Source organism: Paractinoplanes abujensis (assembly GCF_014204895.1).
Taxonomy (GTDB): Bacteria; Actinomycetota; Actinomycetes; order Mycobacteriales; family Micromonosporaceae; genus Actinoplanes; species Actinoplanes abujensis.
In genome coordinates, this window is record NZ_JACHMF010000001.1 from 7,827,869 (window position 1) to 7,847,967 (window position 20,099).

17 protein-coding genes are annotated in these 20,099 nt (G+C 71.5%); 11 read left to right on the plus strand and 6 right to left on the minus strand.

What is annotated here, in order from left to right; all coding sequences use genetic code 11:
* Positions 1–36 precede the first annotated feature (36 nt).
* Both BKA14_RS36080 and BKA14_RS36085 read left to right on the plus strand, forming a co-directional pair.
* Positions 37–3,264, plus strand: coding sequence for an efflux RND transporter permease subunit (locus BKA14_RS36080; protein WP_184955226.1), 3,228 nt, complete (start codon positions 37–39; stop codon positions 3,262–3,264).
* Between the two features lie 61 nt (positions 3,265–3,325).
* Positions 3,326–4,651 (plus strand): MFS transporter, encoded by a 1,326-nt coding sequence (locus BKA14_RS36085; RefSeq protein WP_184955227.1) that lies wholly within the window; start codon positions 3,326–3,328, stop codon positions 4,649–4,651.
* On the opposite strand, the gene BKA14_RS36090 is transcribed toward BKA14_RS36085, so the two are convergent.
* On the minus strand, positions 4,635–5,024 hold the full coding sequence (locus BKA14_RS36090) for a hypothetical protein (RefSeq protein WP_184955228.1): 390 nt from the start codon (positions 5,022–5,024) through the stop codon (positions 4,635–4,637). The two genes, BKA14_RS36085 and BKA14_RS36090, sit on opposite strands and share 17 nt — an antisense overlap.
* A 54-nt stretch (positions 5,025–5,078) precedes the next feature.
* On the opposite strand from BKA14_RS36090, the gene thrB reads away from it, so the two are divergent.
* From thrB to BKA14_RS36105, 3 genes are all read left to right on the plus strand, one after another.
* The gene (gene thrB / locus BKA14_RS36095) at positions 5,079–5,990 is read left to right on the plus strand and encodes a homoserine kinase (protein WP_184955229.1); all 912 of its coding nucleotides are present in this window, start codon (positions 5,079–5,081) and stop codon (positions 5,988–5,990) included.
* 329 nt (positions 5,991–6,319) lie between these two features.
* Positions 6,320–8,389 carry a transcription termination factor Rho gene (gene rho, locus BKA14_RS36100; protein ID WP_184955230.1) on the plus strand — a complete coding sequence of 690 codons (2,070 nt, stop codon included), beginning with the start codon at positions 6,320–6,322 and terminating at the stop codon, positions 8,387–8,389.
* Between the two features lie 132 nt (positions 8,390–8,521).
* Positions 8,522–9,688 (plus strand): nitric oxide synthase oxygenase, encoded by a 1,167-nt coding sequence (locus BKA14_RS36105; protein ID WP_184955231.1) that lies wholly within the window; start codon positions 8,522–8,524, stop codon positions 9,686–9,688.
* Here BKA14_RS36105 and BKA14_RS36110 read toward each other — a convergent pair.
* Positions 9,672–10,313 carry an RNA ligase family protein gene (locus BKA14_RS36110; protein WP_239092551.1) on the minus strand — a complete coding sequence of 214 codons (642 nt, stop codon included), beginning with the start codon at positions 10,311–10,313 and terminating at the stop codon, positions 9,672–9,674. The two genes, BKA14_RS36105 and BKA14_RS36110, sit on opposite strands and share 17 nt — an antisense overlap.
* Before the next feature lie 71 nt (positions 10,314–10,384).
* A complete protein-coding gene (locus BKA14_RS36115; RefSeq protein ID WP_184955232.1) occupies positions 10,385–10,819 on the minus strand; it encodes an AAA family ATPase in 435 nt (144 codons plus the stop codon).
* A 212-nt stretch (positions 10,820–11,031) separates the two neighbouring features.
* Between BKA14_RS36115 and rpmE the strand changes: the two genes are divergently transcribed.
* On the plus strand, positions 11,032–11,256 hold the full coding sequence (rpmE, locus tag BKA14_RS36120) for a 50S ribosomal protein L31 (RefSeq protein ID WP_184955233.1): 225 nt from the start codon (positions 11,032–11,034) through the stop codon (positions 11,254–11,256).
* 79 nt (positions 11,257–11,335) lie between these two features.
* A complete protein-coding gene (gene prfA, locus BKA14_RS36125) occupies positions 11,336–12,427 on the plus strand; it encodes a peptide chain release factor 1 (protein WP_184955234.1) in 1,092 nt (363 codons plus the stop codon).
* A 6-nt stretch (positions 12,428–12,433) separates the two neighbouring features.
* Here prfA and BKA14_RS36130 read toward each other — a convergent pair whose 3' ends face one another.
* Both BKA14_RS36130 and BKA14_RS36135 read right to left on the minus strand, forming a co-directional pair.
* On the minus strand, positions 12,434–13,771 hold the full coding sequence (locus BKA14_RS36130; RefSeq protein ID WP_184955235.1) for an outer membrane protein assembly factor BamB family protein: 1,338 nt from the start codon (positions 13,769–13,771) through the stop codon (positions 12,434–12,436).
* 8 nt (positions 13,772–13,779) lie between these two features.
* Entirely contained in the window at positions 13,780–15,303 is a 1,524-nt protein-coding gene (locus BKA14_RS36135) for a GGDEF domain-containing protein (protein WP_184955236.1), read from the minus strand.
* 81 nt (positions 15,304–15,384) lie between these two features.
* Here BKA14_RS36135 and prmC point away from each other — a divergent pair, with 81 nt between their 5' ends.
* Genes prmC through BKA14_RS36155 form a run of 4 tightly spaced genes read left to right on the plus strand, consistent with a single transcriptional unit; the run spans position 15,385 to position 18,517 of the window.
* The gene (prmC, locus tag BKA14_RS36140) at positions 15,385–16,251 is read left to right on the plus strand and encodes a peptide chain release factor N(5)-glutamine methyltransferase (protein WP_184955237.1); all 867 of its coding nucleotides are present in this window, start codon (positions 15,385–15,387) and stop codon (positions 16,249–16,251) included.
* A gap of 37 nt (positions 16,252–16,288) precedes the next feature.
* Positions 16,289–16,981, plus strand: coding sequence for an L-threonylcarbamoyladenylate synthase (locus BKA14_RS36145; RefSeq protein ID WP_184957164.1), 693 nt, complete (start codon positions 16,289–16,291; stop codon positions 16,979–16,981).
* A 1-nt stretch (position 16,982) separates the two neighbouring features.
* Entirely contained in the window at positions 16,983–17,576 is a 594-nt protein-coding gene (locus BKA14_RS36150; RefSeq protein ID WP_184955238.1) for an arsenate reductase/protein-tyrosine-phosphatase family protein, read from the plus strand.
* On the plus strand, positions 17,573–18,517 hold the full coding sequence (locus BKA14_RS36155; RefSeq protein ID WP_184955239.1) for an L-threonylcarbamoyladenylate synthase: 945 nt from the start codon (positions 17,573–17,575) through the stop codon (positions 18,515–18,517). Before BKA14_RS36150 ends, BKA14_RS36155 begins: the two co-directional genes overlap by 4 nt.
* On the opposite strand, the gene BKA14_RS36160 is transcribed toward BKA14_RS36155, so the two are convergent.
* Entirely contained in the window at positions 18,510–20,021 is a 1,512-nt protein-coding gene (locus BKA14_RS36160; RefSeq protein ID WP_184955240.1) for an SDR family oxidoreductase, read from the minus strand. The two genes, BKA14_RS36155 and BKA14_RS36160, sit on opposite strands and share 8 nt — an antisense overlap.
* Positions 20,022–20,099: the final 78 nt, after the last annotated feature.

Below are 20,099 nucleotides of genomic sequence, written 5' to 3' on the forward strand. Positions count from 1 at the left end.
TTATGCTGGACGAACTTTTAAACCGGGGGAGCGCACATGTCATTCCTGACCCGGCTGAGCCTCGCCAACAGAGGCCTCGTCGCCCTGATCGCCATCATCATCACCGGCTTCGGCCTCTTCGCCATCCCATCGCTGAAACAGCAGCTGTTCCCGTCGATCGAGTTCCCCGCGGCCTTCGTGACCGCGACGCTGCCGGGCGCCGGCCCGGAGATCATCCAGGATCAGATCACGGAACCGCTCGAGGACGCCGCGAAGGGCCTCGACGGCATCGACAGCGTCACGTCGAGCACCCGTGAGGGCATCGCGACGGTGACGGTGGCCTTCGTCTTCGGCACCGACATCGACACCGCGGTCAACCAGTTGACCACCGCGGTCAACCGGGTGCAGCCGACCCTGCCCGACAACGTCACTCCGACGATCTTCGCGGGCGGCACCGACGACATCCCGGCGATCGTGCTGGCCGCCTCGGGCGGAGGTGACGAGAGCGAGCTGCTCGACCGGCTCAACGACACCGTCGTGCCCGAGCTGAACGCGATCGCCGGCGTCCGCGACACCCAGATCACCGGCGCCCGCGCGGCTCAGGTCGTGATCACGCCGAACCTGCCCAAGCTCACCGCGGCCGGAGTCTCCCCGCAGGCGATCACCACCGTGCTTCAGCAGAACGGCATCTCGGTGCCGGCCGGCGCGGTCAACGAGGGCAGCCGGTCGCTGACCGTGCAGGTCGGCACGCCGCTCACCTCGATCGACCAGCTCAAGCAGGTCTACCTCACCGGCTCCCGGGGCCCGGTGCAGCTCGGCTCGGTCGCCACGGTCGAGAGCAAGCTGCCCGCGCCCACCTCCTACACCCGCACCGACGGGCAGGACAGCCTGGGCATCGCCGTCACCGCACGCCCCGACGGCAACCCGGTCGACATCTCGCACGAGGTCCGCGACAAGCTGGCCGACCTGCAGAAGGCGTCCGGCGCCACGCTGACCGTCGTCGTCGACCAGGCGCCGTTCGTCGAGCGCTCGATCGAGAGCCTCACCACCGAGGGTCTGCTCGGCCTGGTGATGGCGGTGATCGTCATCCTCGTCTTCCTGCTCTCGGTGCGCTCGACCCTGGTCACGGCGGTGTCGATCCCGCTGTCGGTGCTGATCGCCCTGATCGCGCTCTGGACCGGCGACTACACCCTCAACCTGCTCACCCTGGGCGCGCTGACGATCGCGATCGGCCGCGTGGTCGACGACTCGATCGTCGTGCTGGAAAACATCAAGAGACATCTGGAGTACGGCGAACCGAAGATCCACGCGATCATCTCGGCCGTCCGCGAGGTGTCCGGCGCGGTGACCGCCTCGACCCTGACCACCGTGGCCGTGTTCGCTCCGATCGCGCTGGTCGGCGGTTTCGTGGGCCAGATCTTCTCGTCCTTCGCGATCACGGTCACCGTGGCCCTGCTGGCCTCGCTGGTCGTGGCCCTGACCGTGGTGCCCGTCCTGGCGTACTGGTTCCTCAAGCCCCCGCCCGAGGGCGCCGACTCCGAGGCGATCCGGCAGGCCGCCGAGGAGAAGGAGCGCCGCAGCCCGTTGCAGCGTGGCTACCTCCCGGTGATCAGGTTTGCCACCCGGCGGCGCTGGACCACGCTGACGATCGGTCTGGTCGTGCTGATCGGCACGCTCGGCCTGGCCAGCCGGCTCGAGACCAACTTCATCGACCAGTCCGGTCAGGACTCGCTCTCGATCACGCAGGAAATGCCGGTCGGCACCAACCTGGCCGCCACCGACGCCGCGGCCAAGCGGGTCGAGCAGGTGCTGGCCGACACCGAGGGCGTCAAGACGTACCAGGTGTCGCTGGGCAGCGGCGGCGACTTCAACCCGTTCGTCGGCGGCGGGGGCGCGAGCACCGCCAGCTTCAACGTCGGCCTCGAGGAGGACGCCGACGCGGTCGAGCTGACCGACGAGCTGCGCGACAAGTTCGCCGGTATCAACGGCATCGGTGAGGTCAGCATCGGCGGCGACAGCTCCGGTCTGGGCGGCGGCAACGAGCTGTCGGTCCAGGTCAAGGCGGCCGACCTGGACGCGCTGACCGGCGCCACCGAGCAGGTGCAGCAGGCGATGGCGGCCACCGGCGGCGTCGTCGAGGCCAAGAGCTCGCTCGCGGCCAGCGTCCCGCGGCTTCAGGTCTCGGTGAAGCGTGAGGTCGCCGCGCAGTACGGCCTGACCGAAGCCGGCATCGCGCAGAACGTGGCCGGCGCCTTCCGGGCGGCGCCCGCCGGTCAGATCACTGTCGACGGCTCCGGGCAGGACGTCGTCATCTCGTTCGGCTCGGCCCCGTCCGACCCGGCCGCGCTGCGCGCCCTGCCGATCACCTCGGCCCGTGGTGTCGTCCCGCTCGGCACGCTGGCCGAGGTCAAGGAGGTCAGCGGGCCCGAGGAGGTCACCCGCGTCGACGGCGACCGCACGGTCACCGTGACCGGCACGGCGACCGGCTCCGACCTCGGTGCGGCCACCCGTGAGCTGCAGCAGAAGCTCGACGACCTGACCCTGCCGGCCGGCGCCACGGCGACCATCGGCGGCACCAGCGCCGACCAGGCCGAGGCGTTCCAGCAGCTGGGCCTGGCCGTGCTGGCGGCCATCGCGATCGTCTTCATCATCATGGTGGCGACGTTCCGCAGCCTCATCCAGCCGGTGATCCTGCTGGTGTCGATCCCGTTCGCGGCGACCGGCGCGATCGCCCTGTTGCTGATCACCGGCACCCCGCTCGGCGTGCCCGCGCTGATCGGTGTGCTGATGCTCGTCGGCATCGTTGTGACAAATGCCATCGTGCTGATGGATCTGATCAACCATTACCGAACGGCCGGCATGGGCGTGCAGGAGGCGGTGATCGAGGGCGGCCGGCACCGTCTGCGGCCGATCCTGATGACCGCCATCGCGACCATCTTCGCCCTGATCCCGATGGCGCTCGGCCTCACCGGCGAGGGCGGCTTCATCTCGCAGCCACTGGCCATTGTGGTCATCGGCGGCCTGGTCAGCTCGACGCTGCTGACTTTGGTGCTGGTGCCGACGCTCTACACGATGGTCGAGAACAGCAAGGAGAAGCGGCGGCAGAAGCGGCTGGCCAAGCGGGGCGTCGTCGCCGCGCCCGAGGAGCCGGTGGAGCCGGACGACAACGCTGGTCCGGCCGGGCCGACGGAGCCGTCGCCGCAGCCGAGCGGCGCCCTGCGCGGTTACACCGACCAGTTCGAGGTGCTGAAGATGCCGAAGCGCCCCGACACCGCGACCGAGTAAGACAGTAGGCAAGGCACGGGCGGCCGGATCACGATCCGGCCGCCCGGTAACGTCCCGGTACGTGGCAACAGCGTTTTCGGTCGTTACGCGGAACCGGGACTTCCGGCGGCTCTTCGCGGCCGAACTGGTCGTCTTCGGCGCCGACTGGTTCGTGATGGTCCCGCTGCTCGTGCTCCTGCCGGAGCTCACCGGCAGCGGCATCTGGGGCGGCCTGGTGCTGGCCGCCGACACCGGCATCAACGCGCTGTTGCTGCCGTACACCGGCACGATCGCCGACCGGTTCGATCGGCGCAAGATCCTGATCACTGCGAATCTGGCCGCGGTGCTCGCAGTGCTCCTGTTGTTCGCGGTTCGTTCGGCCGCCACGGCTCCGCTGGCCCTGGTCGCTATCGGCGCCATGGCGGTGGCCAAGGCCTTCTACTCCCCGGCGGCCTCGGCCGCGCTGCCCAACGTCGTCGACCGGGACGACCTGGCCGCGGCGAACACGGTCTCCGGCTCGGCCTGGGGCACCATGACGATCGTCGGCGCCTCGCTGGGTGGCGTCGTGGGCGCGGCCTTCGGCCCGTACGCGTGTTTCGGCATCACCGCTGTCCTGCTGATCCTGGGGGCCGCGCTGACCTTCACCATCCGCCGCCCGCTGCAGACCGGCCGCGACGAGAGCACTCCGGCCCCGCGCACCCGGCACGCGCTGCGCGAGTCGTTCGGTTATCTGCGGCAGAATCCGCGCATCCGGGCCCTGGTGACCGTGAAGATGGCGGCCGGGCTGGGCAACGGCGTGCTGACCGTCTTTCCCCTGATCGCCGGGTTGCACGGTGCGGGTGTGCTGGGTGCGGGCCTGCTTTTCGCCGTACGCGGGGCGGGCGCGCTGGCCGGGCCGTTCGTGCTGGGCCCGGTGATCCGCCGCCGTTCGTGGCTCTTCCCCGGGCTGGCGCTGTCCATGGCCCTTTACGGCGTCGGCTATCTCGGCGTGGCCGTGGCCCCGTGGTTCCCGCTGGTGGTCGTGCTGGTCTTCGTGGCCCACCTGGCGGGCGGGGCCAACTGGGTGCTGTCGAACTACGCGCTGCAGGGCGAGGTGCCCGACCGGCTGCGGGGGCGGATCTTCTCGACCGACCTGATGCTGGCCACGCTGGCCATCGCGATCAGCCAGCTGGGCGCGACCGCCGTGGTCGACCTGGTCGACGAGTGGGTCATCCTGGCCGGCTGCGGCCTGGTCACGCTGCTTTACGCGATCGGCTGGCGGATCGCGACCCGCGGGGTGGCCCGCGCGGACCAGTCAGCAGCGGGGCCGGCGAAGGAAGCATCGGCGGAGGAAGCGCCGACCGGAAGGGCCGAGGACCGAGGCGCGGCAGTGAGAACTGACGGAAGAGCGGTCAGTGAAGAGGGTTGACCGATGAGGTGTCGGCAGGCGGTGGCTCCGCCGCCCGGGCGGCCTCGGAACGGATCGTCGCGAAGGCCGCGATCAGCAGGCCCAGGCCACCCGCGAAAAGCAGCGTGAACAGAAACGACGTGACGGCGCTGAGGAGCCCGAACTGGGTGGACGACCAGTCGAGCTGCAGCACCAGCCGGCTGAAAGCAAGCTGGAAGAGCGTCTGCGCGCCGGTGTCGATCAGCAGCACGATCAGGCCGGCGCGGGCCAGCGTGTGGCTGCGGCCGGGCAGTCGCTTCTCGGGCCGGCCGAGCAGGGCCAGGCCGACGACCAGCACGACCAGCACCGGCAGCTGCACTATGAAGAACCCGAACAGGGCGGCCATGAAATCCACGCGCTGAACCTACCGGCCGGGTACGACAAAGGATCAAGCCCTAGCATGTGGCGCATGGGCCTGTCCTTCGCCGCCGAGCCGGTTTCCGTACGCACACCGGCCACCAGCGCCAACCTCGGGCCCGGCTTCGACGCCCTGGGCCTGGCCCTGACCCTCTACGACGACCTCACGGCCCGCGTCACCGACGGTGGCTTCACGGTGACGGTGACCGGTGAGGGCGCCGGGGAGCTGCCGGGCGACGAGACCCACCTGGTGCTGCGGGCCATGCTGGCCACGTTCGACGAGTTCGGCGAGCGCCCGCCCGGCCTGGCGGTGGAGTGCGTCAACCGCATCCCGCAGGCGCGCGGCCTCGGCTCCTCGTCGGCGGCCATCGTCGGCGGTGTGCAACTGGCGCGTGGCCTGGTGGCGAACGGTCTGCGAACGATCGGCGACGAGGACGCCCTGCGCATCGCGGCCCGGCTCGAGGGCCACCCCGACAATGTGGCGCCCTGCCTGCTCGGCGGCTTCACCATCGCCTGGACCGAGGCGGCGGGTGCGCGGGCCGTGCGGCTCACGCCGGCGGCGAACGTCCATCCGACAGTCTTCATCCCGGCCGAGCGCGGCTACACGTCCTCGGCCCGCGCGGCGCTGCCGCCGACCGTGCCGCACGCCGACGCGTCGTTCAACGCCGGTCGCGCCGCCCTGCTCACCCATGCTCTGACCAGCGACGCGAGTCTGCTCTGGGCGGCCACCGAGGATCGTCTGCACCAGGGCTACCGGGCCGAGGGCATGCCCGGCACGGCCTCGCTCGTGGCGGCGCTGCGCTCGGTCGGTGTGGCCGCTGTGGTGAGCGGCGCGGGGCCCTCGGTGCTGGCGTTGACGCAGGTGCCGGCCGATTTCCATCCGGGAACAGAATGGCGCGCCGAGTCGTTGGGCGTGGATGGCGCCGGTGCTCTTGTCAAAGGGAGTATGGTGGAACTCGCCTAGCGGGGCCCTGTTGCCGCAGGTCGCACGAGTTGACTACGCTCAAGACCTAGCACAGCCGCGAAGCGAGCGATCTCTGCGGTTCGGCGCGCACCCCCGAGACTCACAAGGCCTTTCTGGCCGTCTCACTTCTCCAAGGCACACGCCGGGCAGCAGAAGAAGAGTCGCTGCACTCGCCGAGACCTACTCGTCAACCCCTGACGGGCAGGGACACCGTCGAGCTGCCGTGCTGCAAAATCTCCCGCGCCGCTCTGCGAGGCGGGTAACCGGAACTCCCGGCCACCAGGCTGCAGAACCGGGAGTCTCGGGCTTTTTCCGACGGAAGGAATCCATTGAGCGACACCACCGACGTGACGTCGGGTGTTTCTGACGTCGCTGACGCCGGCGCTGGCACCACCGCGACGGCCACGAAGCGCCGCCGTGGCGGCACCGGCCTGTCCGCGATGCTGCTGCCCGAGCTGCAGAGCCTCGCCGCCTCCCTCGGCATCTCCGGCACCGCCCGGATGCGCAAGGGTGAGCTGATCACCGCGATCACCGAGCGCCAGAGCGGCGGTGCCCCGGCCGAGAGCGCGCCGAAGCCCCGCAGCAGCAGGACCGCTGCGTCCGCGCCCGCCGAGTCCGCCCCGGCTCCGGTCGTCGCCACGGCCCCCGTGGCCGCCTCGGCCAAGGCCGAGCCGCCCGCCGTGCAGACCGCCCCGGCCGACGCGCCCACCGGTCCGATCAGCGCCGCCCCGACCGAGGCGCCCCAGACCGCTGCCGCGCAGCCGGAGGCGGCTCCGGCCGCCGAGGGTGGCAGCCGGCGCGGCCGCAACCGGGAGCGCGAGTCCCGTGAGCAGCGTGAGTCCCGGGAGCCTCGGGAGTCCCGGGAGACGACGGCCCCGGTCGCCGAGACCGAGACGGCCGAGCGTGTCGAGCGGGCCGAGCGCCCGGAGCGGGGCGAGCGCAACCGCGACCGCCAGCGCAACGACCGGCAGCGCGACGACCGTCAGCGTGACGACCGTCCGCGCGACGACCGTCAGCGTGACGACCGTCCGCGGGACGACCGGCAGCGTGACGACCGGTCCCGTAACGACGGCCGCGACCAGGGCCGTGACCAGGGGCGCAACAACAACCACGACGATGACGACGACAACGACGGTGGCGACGGCAGCCGCCGGAGCCGGCGCAGCCGCTTCCGTGACCGCCGCCGTGGCCGTGACCGCGACGGCAACGAGGGCGGCCAGCGCGACGGTGGCGGCCGCGAGCCGCACGTCAGCGAGGACGACGTGCTCGTCCCCGTGGCCGGCATCCTCGACGTGCTCGACAACTACGCGTTCGTTCGCACCACCGGTTACCTCTCCGGCCCGAACGATGTCTATGTGTCGATGTCGCAGGTCAAGAAGCACGGCCTGCGCCGCGGCGACGCGGTCACCGGCGCCGTGCGGGCCACCCCGCGCGAGGGCGGCGGCGACCAGCGTCGTGACAAGTACAACCCGCTGGTCCGGCTGGACACGATCAACGGGATGGAGCCCGAGGAGGCCCGGCGCCGTCCGGAGTTCTACAAGCTCACCCCGCTCTACCCGCAGGAGCGGCTGCGGCTCGAGACCGAGCCGCACATCCTGACCACCCGTGTCATCGACCTGGTCATGCCGATCGGCAAGGGCCAGCGGGCGCTCATCGTCTCGCCGCCCAAGGCCGGTAAGACGATGGTGTTGCAGGCGATCGCCAATGCGATCACCCACAACAACCCCGAGTGCCACCTGATGGTCGTGCTGGTCGACGAGCGGCCCGAAGAGGTCACCGACATGCAGCGCTCGGTCAAGGGCGAGGTCGTCGCGGCCACGTTCGACCGCCCGCCGCAGGACCACACCACGGTCGCCGAGCTGGCGATCGAGCGGGCCAAGCGTCTCGTCGAGCTCGGCCACGACGTGGTCGTGCTGCTCGACTCGGTGACGCGGCTCGGCCGGTCGTACAACCTGGCCGCGCCGGCCTCCGGTCGCATCATGTCGGGTGGTATCGATTCGACGGCGCTCTACCCGCCGAAGCGGTTCCTGGGTGCGGCGCGCAACATCGAGAACGGTGGCTCGCTCACCATCCTCGCGACCGCGCTGGTCGAGACCGGCTCGATGATGGACACGGTGATCTTCGAGGAGTTCAAGGGCACGGGTAACGCCGAGCTCAAGCTCGACCGCAAGATCGCCGACAAGCGGGTCTTCCCGGCCATCGACATCGACCCCTCCGGCACGCGTAAGGAAGAGATCCTGCTCGGCAAGGAAGAGCTGGCGATCATCCACAAGCTCCGGAAGGTGCTGCACTCGCTCGACTCGGGAGCCGCGCTCGACCTGCTGCTCGACCGGCTCAAGCAGACCCGGACGAACGTCGAGTTCCTGATGCAGATCGCGAAGTCGACGCCCGGCGAGTAAACGGGCAAACCAGGGCGCGTCCTCACTTAACGGAGAGGGCGCGCCTTTGTGTCGCACAGGATGTGTGTGCGATACCGGTCAGGGTCGTGCGAATCTCCCATTCCGAAATGGCAATACGGTGGGAGGTGCCGGATGAATGTGCCCGGCTATCGGGACACGCCGGTCGAACAGTGGGATCCGGCCGCACCCGCGGACCCCGGTGAGGCCGAGGAGTTTCTCCGGCAGTGCTACACCGAGAACCTGCGTCTGGGCCCGGTCGAGCCGCGACTGGCGATCGTCCGGGCCCAGATCGCGGCCACCGGCACCTACGTGCACACCACTGAGGAGCTCGCCTACGGCGCCAAACTGGCCTGGCGTAACGCGAGCCGGTGCATCGGCCGCCTCTATTGGCGCAGCCTGGTCGTCCTGGACCGCCGCCGCGCCCGTACGGCCGACGAGATCTTCTCGCTGGTGGTGAACCATCTCCAGACGGCGGGCGGCCATCAGATCCGTCCGGTGATCAGCGTCTTCGCCCCCGCACAGCCGGGCCAGCCGTACGCGCGCATCTGGAACGAGCAGCTGATCCGGTACGCGGGTTATCGCGGCGCCGACGGGTGCCCGATCGGCGACGGCCGGCAGCAGAAGTTCACCGCCGCGATGCAGGGGTTCGGGTGGCGTGGCAAGGGCGACCAGTTCGACGTGCTCCCGCTCGCGATCGAGACCCCGGCCGAGGGCGTACGGCTCTACGAGTTGCCCGAGCGGGCCATCCGCGAGGTTCCGCTGACCCATCCCGAGTACGCCTGGTTCGCCGAACTCGGCCTGCGCTGGCACGCCGTCCCGGCCATCTCGAACATGCGCCTGACGATCGGCGGCGTGCACTATCCGCTGGCCCCGTTCAACGGCTGGTACCTCGGCACCGAGATCGGCGCGCGCAACCTGGCCGACCGCGACCGCTACGACATGCTGCCGGTGCTCGCGGCCCGGATGGGGCTCGACACCACCCGCGAGTCGACGCTGTGGCGGGACCGGGCGCTGGTCGAGCTCAACCGGGCCGTGCTGCACTCGTTCGAGCTGGCCGGGGTCAAGATGAGCGACCACCACACCGAGTCGCAGCGGTTCCTCAAGCACATCGACAACGAGGAGCGGGCCGGCCGCCGGGTGCCCGCCGACTGGACGTGGATCGTGCCGCCGCTGTCGGGCGGGATCACCCCGGTCTTCCACCGCTACTACGACGAGGCCGACCTGCGACCGGCGTTCTACCTCGACGACGAGGCGTCAGAGCTGGCCCGTGACGGGTGTCCGGTCAGGCGAACTCATTGACGGCGAAGTCGTCACGGAGCCGTCGAGCGGCAGGAGTGCGTACGTGATCGGCCCGGACCCACGTGAGCACGCGGACCGCGAACTCGTCAGCGGGAATGCGCCCGGCCGACCGTACGACGAAGCCTTCGGAATTTTCGGCGTCACAACGGGCCGCCCAGGCCGCCCGGGCCTCGGACAGGCTGCCCCCGCGATAGAGCACCGGCACCACCGGCAGCTCCAGCCGATTGGCCCAGTCGACCGTGTCGTCCCAGCCCAGCAGGGTGTCGGTTTCGTCCCAGATGCCGAAGACGATGAACACGCCGGGCAGGTCGGAGTAGGCGATGTCGCGCCGGGCCCACATCGACTCGCCGCAGACCCGCCAGTCGTCCGGGATCCGGTACGCCGTCATGGCCCACAGGGCCTTGGCCGGGCGGTCCCAGGGCTCGGTGTCGTCGCCGTCCGACCGGCTGTACATGGCGTCGCGGGTGAAGGTCAGGTTGCCGCCGTCGAGCTTCTCGGTCACCACGAGCTCGCCGTCGAGCCAGGTCAGGTCGTGCTGCACCAGGTCGTCGCGGGTGGCGCCGGGCGAGTCGGGCAGGTGATGGGTGCGCGGGTACTTCACCGCTCGGAACTCCCCCTCCGCCACCGGAACACGGTCAGCCGCATGAATACTGCTGCGTACGGCACGTCCACGTAAAGGCCCATCCCGGCCTCGCTTCACACACCGGGACCATCGGCCGGGCCGGCGAGATAGAGCGCGTGCATGCGGCGGATGCCGTCCGCGCCGACCCGGTCGTCCTCATCGCGCCCGGCGTCGCGCCTGATGCATTCCTCCAGCGGCACGTCGGTGAAGTCGTGCACCTCGAAGCCGGCTCCGTGCCGGGCCGCCGTCGCCGCCCACCGCCGGACGGCGTCGTCGCGCAGGTTGGTGTCGTCGACGATGACGCTGACCCCCCGGCCCAGCAGCGCGTCGACCGCGGCCCGCTGGGCCAGCGAGACCTCGGCCTCGGCCCGGTCGGTGTAGAGCCGCCGGCCGTGCAGCATGCGGCGCAGATCGTCGCGGTTGACCCGTACGACGTGGGGTTGCAGGGTGCGGGCGAAGGTGGTCTTGCCGGACGCGGGCAGGCCTCGGGTGATCAGCAGTCGTGTCATCAGTCGAGAACTCCGGACAAAGCGGCAGGAAAGCGCCGGGAATACCCCGCCCAAGGCGTACGTTGAAGCGCAGGTCACGCCGATTTCGCCAGGACGCGGCGACATGGCAGACTAGTACATCGGCCAGTAAAGGTTCCGGTTCACGCCGCTCATGCTGCAGGCGCAGCGAAGGCGACCCGGCGACCATTTTCCATTGAGGGAGACCGAGTTACATGAAGAGCGGCATCCACCCGGAGTACACCTCCACCGAGGTCATCTGCTCCTGCGGCAGCACCTTCACCACCCGCAGCACCGCCAAGGGCGGCGAGATCCGCGTCGAGACCTGCAGCGCCTGCCACCCGTTCTACACCGGCAAGCAGCGCGTCCTCGACACCGCGGGCCGGGTCGCGAAGTTCCAGGCCAAGTACGCCAAGGTCAACGCCGCGAAGAAGAAGTAACTGCTTCAACGGCGCCCGCACCCCGATCCAGGGGGCGGGCGCCGTTCGCATGCCGGGGCATTTTCGACTGGGAGAGACCGTGAGCACTGATCGGCTGACCACCCTTCTCGCCGAGTACGCCGAGCTCGAGAAGCGGATGGAGGACCCCTCCATCCACTCGGACCAGGCCCTCGTGCGCCGGGTCGGCCGTCGCTTCGCCGAGCTGGCCCCGCTCTACGCCGCCCACGCCGAGCTGGAGGCGGCCCGGGCCGACCTGGCCGCGGCCAAGGAGCTGGCGGCCGAGGACCCGGGCTTCGCGTCCGAGGTGGAGGCCGTCGCGGCCACGCTGCCGCCGCTGGAGGAGAAGCTCGGCGAGATGCTCATCCCGCGCGACCCCAACGACGCCAAAGACGTGATCATCGAGATCAAGGCGGGCGAGGGCGGCCAGGAGTCCGCGCTGTTCGCCGGTGACCTGCTGCGCATGTACACGCGCTACGCGGAGCGCCACGGCTGGGTGGTCGAGGTGATCGACTCGCAGGAGTCGGACCTGGGCGGCGTCAAGGACATCTCGGTCGGCGTGCGCACCAAGGGCGTGCCCGAGGGTGGTCACGGCGTCTGGTCCCGGATGAAGTGGGAGGGCGGCGTGCACCGGGTGCAGCGCGTGCCGGTCACCGAGTCGCAGGGCCGCATCCACACCTCGGCCGCCGGCGTGCTGGTGCTGCCCGAGGCCGAGGAGGTCGACGTCGAGATCGCGCCGAGCGACCTGCGCATCGACGTCTTCCGTTCGTCAGGGCCGGGCGGGCAGTCGGTCAACACCACCGACTCCGCCGTGCGGATCACCCACATCCCCACCGGCACCGTGGTGAGCTGCCAGAACGAGAAGAGCCAGCTGCAGAACAAGGAGTCGGCGCTGCGCATCCTGCGGTCCCGGCTGCTGGCCATCGCGCAGGAGGAGGCCGACGCCGCCGCCTCCGACTCGCGCAAGGCCCAGGTGCGTACGGTCGACCGCTCCGAGCGGATCCGCACGTACAACTTCCCGCAGAACCGGATCACCGACCACCGGATCGGCTTCACCGCCTACAACCTCGACCTGGTGCTGGGCGGCGAGCTCGACGCCGTGCTGGACGCGCTGGGCGAGGCCGACCGCGCGGCCCGCCTGGCCGGCGAGTCGGAGATCGGCCGACGAGGCTGAGGGCGCTCAGCGGACGGCGACGACCTGGTAGTCGTCGCCGACCGTGCAGACCAGATAGCCGGGCACGGTGGAACACGGACGGCTCACCATGGCGCCGACCGTGCCCAGCATCCGCTGCCGCCCGGTCGTGAGATCCCAGCGGACCACGGCCGTACGGTCCGGGGGCGACACGGTCGAGCGCAGCACCAGCATCGAGCCCTCCTCGGGGGCGCTCCAGGCCAGGGTGCCGTAGGCCGGTTCGCCCACGGCCGCGCCCGTCTCGGCGTCGACCAGCAGGTTGCGCCCGTCGTCCAGGCCCTCGCCGAGCACCAGCCGGTCGGGGGTGACCTGGAACGCGTTGACCACGCCGTCCAGCCGCCATCGGCGCGCGCCGGTCAGCGGGTCGTACGCGACCAGGCCGCCGCCGTCGTTGAGGCACAGGGCAGAACCGCACGGAAACGCGTACCCGTTGGTGTCGGGGGCCCGCCACAGCTCGGTCATCGTGTCGGCGCGATAGATGCTCATGTCGAACAGCTCGCGGCGCGACCGGTTGACCACCAGCACGTCGCGGGTGCCACTGAGGTCGTTGAAGTAGCCCTCGTCGGGGTTGCCCTTGACCCACGGCACCTTGGCCGTGCTGAGCAGCGCGCCCGACGCGTACGAGTAAATGTTGATCACCCCGGTGCCGGTGGCCGTGATGATCTTGTCGGGGTGGTCGTTCGGGATGACCGTGTAGTTGTCCACGCCCGGGGTGTCGCGGCTCCAGATCGTGCCGTGGTCGCTGAGCCGGATCAGGCGCATGCGGGCCAGGTCGGCGCGATCGGTGTATTCGGTGAGCAGCGCCGTCCGGTCCGACACCGTGTACGGCTCGCCGGCCGTGCGCCACAGCTCGGCCCCGGTCGCCGTCGAGATCGCGATCGTCTGCCGGTGGAACTCGGCGTGGAAGACGGACCCGTCGTTCGTCGAGGGCAGGTTGACGACGTGCCCCTCGGTCGGCACGAGCAGCATGCCCGCGGACTCGGCGGCCTGCAGATAGCCGATTGTGGTGTCGAACGGCCGCTGCCAGCGGACCGCGCCGGTGGCCAGCTCGTACGCGGTGACCGCGGCCCGCCCGTCGGCCGAGCGGTGCACGAAGACGCCGTCGTCGGTCAGCGTCGTGCTTTGGGCCTGCGCGACCGAGACGCTCCAGACCGGACGGACCCCGAGCGGCTCGGGCACCTGCGAGCCGGCCAGGCCGGCCAGGCACAGGACACCCACCAGCCCGACGCTCACCTGCCGCACGAGCCGGCGGTCGAGCCGCGACGAGCCGGCGGGCTCCGGGCCGTCGGAGGCCGAGGAGATCTCACCGAGCTCGATCGTGCTCATGTCCGGGCTTACGTCATCTCGGAGAGGGGACGGGTCGGCAGCCGGTTGGCCGCGGCCGCGGCGAGCGCGGCGCTGAGCGTGCGCCCGTTGGCGCCGACCTCGGACCAGCCCGCGGCCAGGCTGATCGGCGTGCCCGGCACCAGGATCTGCCAGTTCTCGGCGGTGGTGGCCGCGGTGATGCGTCGCGACACCTCGGCCGCCTGGGCCGTGCCCGCCCCCGGAAGCACGACCACGAACTCGTCACCGGCGAACCGGGCCACGAAGTCGCCACGGCGCATGACCCGGTTGAGCACCCCGGCGATGCGTTGCAGCACCAGGTCGCCGCAGTGCCGCCCGTGCCGCGCGTTGACCTCGGTGAAGCCGATCAGGTCGCACACCCCGATCGCCGCCCGGTCGCCGCGCTGCAGCATCGTCGCCACGTAGCGCTCGAGCTGGCGGCGGTTGGGCAGGCCGGTCAGGGGGTCGGTGAGCGTCTCGTCGCCGTACCGGCCGGGATCGCGCTGGGTCTCCTGCGCGTCGAGCCGGGCCGCCACGCCGTCGAGGTAACCGTCGCGCAGCCGGTCGATGCGCTGGGCGGCCAGACGGAACGCGTACCGGTCGGCGGCGTGCGCGGCCGCGTGGTCACCGGCGGCGGCGTGACAGATGCTGCGCAGCCGGGCCGGCTCGGCGGCGCCCAGGATCTCGGCCGACACCGGCACCGAGTCCAGCATGGACAGCGCCTGCCCGGGCCGCCCGGCCGCCATGGTCAGGCAGACGTGACCGAGATGCTGCAGGTCGCGGGTGCGCACGCTGTCGCCGCCACCGGTCAGCCACTCGGCCGCGTTGGCCTCGGTGTCCTCGCCCAGCGCGGCCCGGCGGGCCAGTGAATATCCGTACGCGGCGCGGCTGCCGGGGCGCATGTGATCCGCGCCGATCGCCACGTAACGGGTCAGTTCGGCGTCGATGTCACGCAGCACGCGCAGGCAGCCGTCGGTGTCGCCCTGATGGTCGAGCGAGACGGCGTTGCGCAGCCGGATGCCGGGGGCCGCGAAGATCTCCGGGGCCAGGCCGACCGCGGCCCCGACCTGCCGGGCCTGCTCGATCGCGGTCAACGCGTGCCCGTGGAAGCCCAGATAGGAGTAAGCCATGGCCAGGTCGTGCCAGCCCCAGGCGGTCTCGGAGTCGTTCTCCTGCACGGCGGCCAGGGCGCGCGAGGCCTGCACGAGGTGGGTCACGCCCCGGTCCAGATTGCGCTCGAGGTGGGCGCCGAGGGCGGCGAAGGCGTGCATCTGGCCGCGCAGATAGGGGTCGGGGATCTCGCGGACGGCATTTTCGGCGATCGTCATCGCGGTCGCCAGTTCGGCTATCCGGCCCAGGTTGATCAGCGCGCCGAACCGCTGCACCAGGGCGTACGCCCTGGTGGTCGGATCCGCGGCGACGGCCAGCACTTTGTCGAGGATCGGCAACGCCTCCGCCGAGCGGCCGTTCTGCTGGAGCCGCCCGGCACGACGCAGCTCCTCGGTGTTTTCCGCGAGCTGGTCCAACCAACTCACCAGGCGCCTCCCACTGGTGCCGCGCGTCCCTGCACCGACCCGGCCGATCGGCGCCGCACGTGACGTGGGAAAGATTATGCCGTGGACACGGACTCCGAAGACACCTCCCGCCCGGAGGTCCGGGCCTCGCTCAGCCGGGCCCTGGCCACGGCGGTCGTCGATCTGTCGGCAGCCGGGGTGGAATCGCCCCGCGTCGACGCCGAACTGCTGGCGGCGCACGTACTGGGCGTCTCACGTGGGCGGTTGCTCCTGGTGGACTCGCTGCGGCCGGACGAACTGAGTCGTTTCACGGCCCTGGTGGCCGAGCGCGCGAAGCGGATTCCGCTGCAGCATCTGCTGGGCACGGCCGCGTTCCGGCATCTCGAACTTCAGGTCGGCGACGGCGTCTTCGTCCCACGACCCGAGACGGAGCTGCTGGCCGGCTGGGGCATCGAGCACACCGCGCCGGGCTCGACGGTGGTCGATCTGTGCAGCGGCACCGGGGCGATCGCGCTGTCCGTGGCCGACGAGGCGGCGCCGGGCCGGGTCGTCGCCGTCGAGCGGTCGGCCGCGGCCCTGTCCTACCTGCGTCGCAACGCTGCCGCTTTTCCGGTCGTCGAGGTGGTCGAGGGCGATGTGACCGACCCGGGGCTGTTGTCGGGTCTGACCGTCGACGTTCTTCTCTGCAACCCGCCGTACGTCCCCTTGGGCACCCCGGTGCCGCGTGAAGTAGCGCTCGATCCGGCCGAGGCGGTGTTCGGCGGCAGCGACGGGCTCACCGTGATCCGCCCGGTCATCGCGCTGGCCGCGACGCTGCTCAGACCCGGCGGCGTGGTGGGCATCGAGCACGACGACGGGCACGGCGAGGCGGTGCCGGAGCTGCTGCGCGCCGACGGCCGCTTCACCGAGGTGACCGCGCACGCCGACCTGACCGGCCGCCCGCGGTACACGACGGCCAGGCGGGCCTGATCGATACGCGCGATCGCATGGCAGACTGCACGGTGTGATGCTCTACGACTGCCGTACCACCGCGGACCGTGATCGCGGCATCGCCGCCGCCGTCGAGGCGGTCAAGAGCGGTGAGCTGGTCGTCATGCCGACCGACACGGTGTACGGGGTCGGGGCGGACGCGTTCACCCCGCACGCGATCACTTCGCTGCACCATGCGCGCAGCGTCACCAACCAGGTGCCCCCGCCGGTGCTGGTCGGCTCGCGGCACACGCTCGACGGCCTGGTCTACTCGCTGCCCAAGGCGGCGCGCGAGCTGGCCGACGCGTTCTGGCCGGGCGCGCTCACCCTGTACGTGGAGCATTCGCCCAGCCTGCAGTGGGACCTCGGGGACACCGGCGGTCGCGTCGCGGTGCGCATGCCGCTGCACCCGGTGGCCCTCGAGGTGCTGCGCGCGGTCGGCCCGATGGCCGTCACCACGGCCAACAAGGTCGGTCAGCCGGCCCCGGTCACCGCCGAGGCCGCCCGCGACCAGCTGGAGTACGCGGTGCGGGTCTATCTCGAGGCCGGCCAGGCGCACGATCCGGCGCCGAGCACGGTGGTCGACGTGACCGGCGAGGTGCCGCAGGTGCTGCGGGCCGGGGCCATCCCGTTCGAGAAGCTGCGTGATGTCGTGCCTGAGATCGTCCCCCTCGATGAAGTTGGGTTCTCCGCGCCGTCAGGCGCTGGTAAAAGCTCAGCGGAGGCCTGAGGTGGCCGCCTTCACCGTCCTGCACGTCTGCATGGGCAACATCTGCCGCTCCCCGATGGCCGAGCGCCTGCTGGCCCGGGCCGTCCGCGACCGCACCGGCGAGCAGGGCGACCAGCTGGTGCACAGCGTCAGCGCCGGCACCGGCGGCTGGCACGAGGGCGAGGAGATGAACCCGCCCGCCGCCCGTCAGGTCAAGGCGCGCGGCGGCTCCGACACCGGCTTCGAGGCCCGCAAGCTGCGCGGCGACTTCATCGACGAGGCCGACCTGGTTCTCACCGCCACCGCCGACCAGTACGACTACGTGATCGCGCTGCGTCCCGACGCGGCCGCCCGCACATTCGTCACCGGCGAGTTCGGGCGGCTGCTGCGCGCGGTCGACGCGAGCGCGCTGCCCGCGGCCGAGCCGGAGCCCGAGGCCGTACGGGCGCGCGGGATCGCCATCGTTGCCGCCGTGCGGGAGCTGCGGGGCGACGACGCTCCGCTGCCGTCCGACGACCTCGACGACCCGTGGGGCCGGGGCGACCAGACGTTCCAGCGCGTCGGCGACGAGATCGAGGACACGACGGTCCCGTTCGCCAAGCTCCTCCTCCCGTGAGCGTCGTCCGGCCCGATGCCGAGGGTCTGCGCCGCGCGGTCGAGGTGCTGCGGGCCGACTCGGTGGTCGCGTTTCCCACCGAGACGGTGTACGGGCTGGGCGCGAACGCGTTCTCCGAGAAGGCCGTGAGCGAGATCTACCGCCTCAAGAACCGGCCCGCCTGGAACCCGCTGATCGTGCACGTGGCGAACGTCGAAGCCGCCCGCGCTCTCGCCGAGACCTGGCCCGGCGCGGCCGACGAGCTGGCCGCCCAGTTCTGGCCGGGGCCGCTCACGCTGGTCGTGCCGCGGGCCCGCCACCTGGCCGGGGTGGGCGCGAGCAACGACACCATCGCGATCCGGATCCCGGCCCACGAGGTGGCGCTGCGGCTGCTCGAGGCGTCGGGGCTGCCGCTCGCCGCGCCCAGCGCCAACCGCTCCGAGGGCATCTCGCCCACCACCGCCGAGCACGTGCTGCGCAGCCTGCCCGACGTGCCGCTGGTGCTCGACGGGGGCCCGGCGTCGTGGGGCATCGAGTCGACGGTGCTCGACCTGACCGCGGAGACGCCCCGGCTGCTGCGGCCGGGCGCGCTGCCGTTGCGGACGATCCGCGAGGTGGTCGGCTCGATCTCGCTGCCCGACGAGGGCCCGGTCGACGGCGCCGTGCGCCCCTCGCCCGGCATGAGCCGCCGGCACTACGCCCCGCGGGCCACCCTGCTGCTGGTCAAGGACCTGGATCAGACCGGTCTGTCCGGCCCGGTCGGGGTGCTCGCCTACGAGGGCGCGGGGGTCGAGGGCGCGGAGATCCTCTCGTCCGACCCCCGCGAGTACGCCGCCGACCTGTACGCCGCCCTGCACCGCCTGGACGACGCGGGCGTGGCGACGATCCTGGCCTTGGAGCCGCCGCAGACCGAGGACTGGTTGGCCGTCCGCGACCGCCTGGGCCGGGCCGCGGCTAAGTAGCCCTCGTCTGCTCGGCCGCTGTCGTCCGCTCCCCATCCCTTGTCCGCTCGGCTGCTGTCGTCCGCTCGGCGCCGAGAGCGATGTTGCGCGCCATGCCGTTGAAGATGACGCCGTGGAAGGGCAGGACGGCCGCCCAGTACGCGTGGCCGGCCAGCCCGCGCGGCAGGAACACGGCCCGCTGGCGGTAGACGCTGCCGCCGTGGCCGTCGGGGGTGGCGCTCATCTCGAGCCAGGCCCGGCCCGGTACGCGCATCTCGGCCCGCAGCCGCAGCAGCCGGCCCGGTTCGATCTCCTCCACCCGCCACCAGTCGAGCGCCTCGCCCACCCACAGCCGGTGACGATCACGGCGGCCCCGGCGCAGGCCCACCCCGCCGGCCAGCCGGTCCATCCAGCCGCGCACCGACCAGGCCAGCGGGAACGAGTACCAGCCGTTCTCGCCGCCGACGCCCTCGATGACCCGCCACAGCGCGTCGGCCGGGGCGCTCACCGCACGGCAGCGCTCGTCGACGTAGACGCTGCCGCCGGACCATTCCGGGTCGCTCGGCAGCGGCTCGGCCGCCCAGTCCCGGCCGGCCGCGCCGGACCAGCGGGTCTCCACGTTCGCGTCGCGAATCTTGCCGAGCGCGACCCGGACCGCCTGCTCGAAGCCGAGCGGCTCGCCCGGGGCGTACTGGCGGATGTCGTCCTCGTGGGCCACCGCCTCGTGGACCAGGCTGGCCACCAGCGGGCGGGCGATCGCGTTGGGCACGGGCGTGACGACCCCGACCCAGTGCGCCGACAACCACGGGCTGAGCGGCCGCAGCGGCACGATCACGCGGCGCCGCAGCCCGGCCACCCGGGCGTAGCCCTGCATCATCTGGCCGTACGTGAGGACGTCCCGGCCGCCGATGTCGAAACCTCGGTTGACCTCGGGCGGCAGTCCGGCCGCGGTGATCAGGTAGCGCAGCACGTCGCGGACGGCGACGGGCTGGATCCGGTTGCGCACCCAGCGCGGGGTGACCATCACCGGCAGGCGCTCGGTCAGGTAGCGCAGCATCTCGAACGACGCCGAACCGGAGCCGATGATCACGGGGGCGCGCAGCACCGCGGTCGGGACGCCGCTCGCGAGCAGGATTCTCGCCACCTCGGCGCGGGAGCGCAGGTGCGGCGAGGGCTTGTCGCCGGGCGGGGGTTCGGGGCCGCCCAGGTAGACGATCCGCGAGACGCCGGCCGCCTTGGCCGCGGTCGCGAAGTTGTGCGCGGCCTCCCGGTCCAGCTTCTCGAAGTCGGCCCGGCCCAGCGAGTGGACCAGGAAATACGCCACGTCGACGCCGTACATGGCCGCCGTCAGCGTCGCCGCCTGGTTGAGGTCGCCCTCGACCACCTCGGCCCGGCCCGCCCAGGGCACGTCGCGCAGACGGCCCGCGTCGCGGGTCAGACAGCGCACCTCGTGGCCGGCCTCGAGCAGCCGCGGGGCCAGCCGTCCGCCGATGTATCCCGTCGCACCCGTCACCAAGCACCGCACAAACCCAGACTGTGCCCTCGGAAGGGCCTGGTTAAGCCATATGCTCGAATCCGGCAGCGCTGCCTATCGGGGGAGGGC

Coding starts and splice junctions, on each gene's coding strand:
- rpmE (WP_184955233.1), top strand. CDS start 11,032: ATGAAGAGCGGCATCCACCCGGAGTACACCTCCACCGAGGTCATCTGC.
- thrB (WP_184955229.1), top strand. CDS start 5,079: ATGGGCCTGTCCTTCGCCGCCGAGCCGGTTTCCGTACGCACACCGGCC.
- BKA14_RS36080 (WP_184955226.1), top strand. CDS start 37: ATGTCATTCCTGACCCGGCTGAGCCTCGCCAACAGAGGCCTCGTCGCC.
- BKA14_RS36130 (WP_184955235.1), bottom strand. CDS start 13,771: ATGAGCACGATCGAGCTCGGTGAGATCTCCTCGGCCTCCGACGGCCCG.
- BKA14_RS36115 (WP_184955232.1), bottom strand. CDS start 10,819: ATGACACGACTGCTGATCACCCGAGGCCTGCCCGCGTCCGGCAAGACC.
- BKA14_RS36105 (WP_184955231.1), top strand. CDS start 8,522: ATGAATGTGCCCGGCTATCGGGACACGCCGGTCGAACAGTGGGATCCG.
- BKA14_RS36145 (WP_184957164.1), top strand. CDS start 16,289: ATGCTCTACGACTGCCGTACCACCGCGGACCGTGATCGCGGCATCGCC.